This is a genomic window from Corynebacterium sp. HMSC28B08 (genome assembly GCF_001806865.1).
Taxonomy (GTDB): domain Bacteria; phylum Actinomycetota; class Actinomycetes; order Mycobacteriales; family Mycobacteriaceae; genus Corynebacterium; species Corynebacterium auriscanis.
The window spans coordinates 53,937-58,636 of the sequence record NZ_KV786164.1; the positions used below are offsets into that span (position 1 = coordinate 53,937).

4 protein-coding genes are annotated in these 4,700 nt (G+C 60.2%); 2 read left to right on the forward strand and 2 right to left on the reverse strand.

Features of this window, described 5'->3' with window-relative positions:
- The coding region (locus tag HMPREF3098_RS11830; RefSeq protein WP_305763956.1) for a biotin/lipoyl-containing protein at positions 1 to 801 on the reverse strand (801 nt) is incomplete at its 3' end.
- A 117-nt stretch (positions 802 to 918) separates the two neighbouring features.
- Here HMPREF3098_RS11830 and HMPREF3098_RS04630 point away from each other — a divergent pair.
- Entirely contained in the window at positions 919 to 1,317 is a 399-nt protein-coding gene (locus HMPREF3098_RS04630; RefSeq protein WP_070434175.1) for an oxidoreductase, read from the forward strand.
- A gap of 125 nt (positions 1,318 to 1,442) precedes the next feature.
- Here HMPREF3098_RS04630 and HMPREF3098_RS04635 read toward each other — a convergent pair whose 3' ends face one another.
- A complete protein-coding gene (locus HMPREF3098_RS04635) occupies positions 1,443 to 3,203 on the reverse strand; it encodes a leucyl aminopeptidase (RefSeq protein ID WP_070434176.1) in 1,761 nt (586 codons plus the stop codon).
- 191 nt (positions 3,204 to 3,394) lie between these two features.
- Between HMPREF3098_RS04635 and HMPREF3098_RS04640 the strand changes: the two genes are divergently transcribed.
- Entirely contained in the window at positions 3,395 to 4,516 is a 1,122-nt protein-coding gene (locus HMPREF3098_RS04640; RefSeq protein ID WP_070434177.1) for a branched-chain amino acid aminotransferase, read from the forward strand.
- The last annotated feature ends 184 nt before the right edge of the window (positions 4,517 to 4,700 follow it).

The window sequence follows — 4,700 nt, forward strand, 5'->3', positions numbered from 1 at the left end:
GTCTTCGGTTTCACCCGAGCCGGCGCTGTCATCGTTGGAGGCTTCATCGGTAGCGGAATCCTCCGAGTCGTCTGATTTTGCGTCCTTCTCGGGCTCGTCAGACTTGTTGTCAGCCTGGTTCTTGTCTTCGCTGCTGTCGGACTTCTTGTCAGACTTGGAAGGCTTGGCGGAGCCGTCACCCACGCGTGCGATGACCTCGCCTACGTCCACGGTGTCGTCTTCTTCAGCCAGGATTTCGACTAAGGTGCCGGCTACTGGGGATGGGACCTCGGTGTCGACCTTATCGGTGGATACCTCTAGCAGTGGCTCATCGACTTCGACCTTGTCGCCGACCTTCTTCAGCCACTGGGTGATGGTGCCTTCGGTGACGGATTCGCCGAGCTCCGGCATCTTCACGTCTTCGGTTTCACCCGAGCCGGCGCTGTCATCGCTGGAATCGGACTGCTCATCGTCATTATCGTCCGCGGACTCATTCGCAGCCGTGTCCTCGGATGGGGTTTCCTCCGTCTCACCATGGTCAGAGGATCCCTTGTCGGCGTCGTCACCAGAAGAGGCTTCTTCGCCCTCCTCACCGATTTCTGCAATAACGGTCCCAACGTCAACCGTGTCATCCTCATCGGCCAGGATCTTCAGCAGCACACCAGCGACTGGGGAAGGAATCTCAGTGTCGACCTTATCGGTAGATACCTCTAGCAAAGGCTCATCGACTTCGACCTTGTCGCCGACCTTCTTCAGCCACTGGGTAACAGTGCCTTCGGTTACGGATTCGCCCAACTCGGGCATTTCGACGGAGTGCGCCATGTTAGTGAAGCTCCTCAAGCTAAAACTCGTGGTCAATCAGCTGTGGTAATTCGCTGTAAATTCTACCCAAGTGTACGCCTGAGTTCACACGCGTGCCCGTTCGATAAGATTAACCTCGTGTTCAACCTGTTTGGTCGTTCTAAGAACAGTAGTATTCGACCCCCGCGCGCTCCGGGGGAAACCGTGCGCGCAAAAGATCTGGATTACCTCCAGCGCTGGTCGGCCGGCCGTTCCGGCGTGGAAGGCTTTGTAGAGCCGGAAACTCTGGTCAACGAAATGTCGGTTGTTTTTGTCGACGCCACGGGGGAGTGGACTAGGCGCAAAATTGGGGGCCCCAAGGGGATCGACGCCGTGCATCGGGGGACCGGAGTGCCGTTGTATTTCGCCGAAGAGACAGGCTACCCGCAGCGCATGCGCGACAAGATTGAACGCGACCGCTTGGTCGAAGAGCGACTAAAGCAGCGCGAACGGCGCGAGCGGCGCGAGCGACTGCGGGAGCAACGCGGGGAAAGCTAGATGGGGAAAGCTAGACGGGGCGCAGGCTAGCCCGCGACCCGGTGGCCTGACTGAGCACCCAAGAGTGTTGGTGCTGGGTCCGGAGAGTCGGTGGGCTAGACGGGGAAAGCTAGACGGGGCGCAGGCTAGCCACGGCCGATTCTTTCAATCGTCTCGACGATCGTGCGAACTGGCACGCCCGTTCCACGCTTCGGGGTGTAACCGTGTGGCGCAGACGTGTTGTAGGCAGGGCCCGCAATATCGATGTGAACCCACTCCACGTCGTCGGGCACGAAGTGAGAAAGATAGCAGCCCGCCACGGACATTCCACCCCAGCGCGTTGTGGAGATGTTCCGCAGGTCGGCGACATCGGACTTCAGGGCATCGTCCAGTTCGGCTGGCAGTGGCATTGGCCATGCATTCTCTCCAACTTCCTGGGAGATCATGGCAACCCGATCACGGAAGTCGATGCTGCCCATCACACCTGGCGTGCGGTTGCCCAGGGCCACCATCTGCGCGCCGGTGAGGGTGGCGGTTTCGATCAGGTAATCTGGCTTGTCCTCGCATGCGCGCACAATGGCATCGGCTAGAACCAGGCGGCCTTCAGCATCCGTGTTCAAAACCTCGGTGGTGAGGCCACCATAGTGGCGCAGGATATCGCCTGGGCGGGTGGCGCGATCACTAGGCATATTCTCTGCCATTGGGACCGTGGCGGTGACCTTGACGGGCACGCCCAATCGCGCGACAGCGTAGATGGAAGCAATGACGGCAGCGGAACCGCCCATATCGGAAATCATGTCCCACATGTTGGCGCCTGGCTTCAAGGAGATTCCGCCGGTATCGAAGGTAATTCCCTTACCGACCAAGGCGACGAAAGGAGCGCCGTCCTTCGTCTCCGCTGGTGTGTAGGTTAGGCGGAGCAGACGAGGTGCGCGGGCGGAACCCTTGCCCACACCGATGATTCCCCCAAAACCCTGTTCCTCCAGCTGTTTTTCATCCAGAATCTCGGCTTTGATCCCAAACTCCTCGGCCTGGTGCGCAGCGATGGCGGCGTAGCTTTCGGGGTACAGTTCGTTGGCCGGCGCATTGACCAGATCACGGGCGAAGCAGACGGATTCCACCACAATCCGTGCGCGCTTGACGGTGTCTTCTGGCGCGGATGCGTTGCCATCGGAACCGTGGGTCAAAACGGTAATGCGGTCGATAGCGGCCGTGCCCGCCCGCTGGCCGAAGTAGGAGTAAGCACCCAAGCCGTGGCCAACCAGCGCGGCTTCCGTGCCGAACATTCCCAGCGTGCTGACCACGTGGGCACCGCGGTTGGCGGAGTTGGTGTCCACATCCTGGGAGGCACCATCCGCACCGGCACCATCCGCACTCGTACCCGCACCATCGGCACCGGCGTTATCCCCCTCGGCCTGCGCTTGCGGACGTTTCACGTTCCGGGAGGCCACGCCAGCGGCCTCACGAATGGTTTCATCCGTCACTTCTTCGATATCGCCCAAGCCCACAGCCAGAATGCGCTCCACGGCAGGGCCAGCTGGAACGGCCTCGTCCGAGGCTACCTCTGCGTTCACAGCGCCGGCACCGGCAAGGACCTCACCGGGAACGGTGGTGACTTCGCCCTTAGAACCGACTGCTCCCACGGCCGTCAGGAGCTTCCATAGAGCGATTTCCTGCTCAGACGTGAGAACCTCGCCGGGCCCGCCCGCCAGTTCCAACCCGTTGGCGCCCTTGAAAACGGCAACGACGAGAGTATCGATGGGCTCATCTGGGGCGAACGACTTCAACCCATCGGTGCGAGTATCCAGAGCGGGAATATACCCGCGGGCGCTGAGGCTGGCGGCGTCGGAAAAAGAAGCATTGGAGCTAGAAGCACTGGAACCAGAGGTACTTGCGCTGGTGGACACGAAAAGCCACTCCCTTTCAAAAATATCTCTAAAACGGTTGTCTTTAACGACTCTACCTATCCCCGCCGAGTGGTCGGGCGGAAGGTAAAGCTGAGCATTTATTGAGGTGATAAGCCCTCGAGAGGCCGTCAGAAAAGTTTTAACCCGATTCCCCGGTTAACCGCGATAAACCGTGGTCTAGCATTGGGATCATGACTAAAACGCCAGCAACTCCAACAACTTTTACCATCGAGCCACACCCGAATCCGGTTTCAGACCAACAGGTTGCAGAGATCCTAGCCAACCCAGGCTTCGGTTCTCACTTCACCGACCACATGGTTGTCATCGATTGGGATGAAGAAACCGGTTGGCACAACGCGCGAGTGCAGCCCTACCAGCCATTCGAAATGGACCCCGCTACCAGCGTGCTGCACTACGGCCAAGCCATCTTCGAAGGTATCAAGGCCTACCGCCAACCCGATGGTTCGATCGCAACGTTCCGTCCCGATCGTAATGCCCGTCGCCTTCAGGAATCCGCGGCCCGCATGGCTATGCCGGAGTTGCCGGAGGAGTTGTTCCTAGAGTCGCTGCGCCAAATCGTCAAGGCCGATGCGCGCTGGGTACCCGCGGCCGGTGGCGAAGAAGCCCTGTACCTGCGCCCATTCATGATTTCCCGCGAACCAACCCTGGGAGTTAAGCCCTCCGATTCCTACACCTACGCGGTCATCGCGTCCCCTGCCGGCGCGTATTTCTCCAAGGGCATCAAACCCGTCACCGTGTGGCTGTCCAGCGAATATGTGCGTGCGGCACCCGGTGGTACCGGCGCGGCGAAGTTCGCGGGTAATTACGCCGCGTCGCTGGTTGCGCAGGCACAGGCAGAAACCCAGGGCTGCGATCAGGTTGTTTGGCTCGACGCCCACGAGCACAAATGGGTTGAGGAAATGGGTGGGATGAATTTGGCATTTATCTACGGGGAAGGGGATAAGGCGCAGGTCGTTACGCCTGCCCTCTCGGGCTCCCTGCTGCCGGGGGTGACCCGTAGCTCTCTGCTGGATGTGGCCCGCGACCTTGGGTATGAGGTCGAGGAGCGCCGCATTTCCACGACCGAATGGGAACAAACCGCTAAGTCCGGCGAGCTGACGGAAGTTTTTGCCTGTGGCACCGCTGCGGTCGTTACACCTGTCGGCACCGTGAAGCATGCGGGTGGTGAATTCCAGGTCAGCGGTGGGCAAACCGGACCGATCACTATGCAACTGCGCGAGCATCTCACGGGTATCCAGCGCGGCAGCGTGGAGGACAAGCACGGCTGGATGGTCACGTTGCTCGAGGCTTAGGGGGCTGTGCTGGTGTTGCGCTGGGGGTGCGGCGCTGGTGGCTCTCCCGGTGAACCGCGTCTAGGGGCTGGTTCTCCCGCCGAACCGCGTTTAGGGGCTGGTTCTCCCGCGGAAAGACAAATGTGCAACAGAAGTCCGACAAAAACGCGCGGAAGGGTCAGGCGGTGAATGCAACATCTTCGGA

Excerpts from the sequence above, each read along its gene's own strand:
- HMPREF3098_RS04640 (WP_070434177.1), top strand. The coding sequence starts at position 3,395 with ATGACTAAAACGCCAGCAACTCCAACAACTTTTACCATCGAGCCACAC.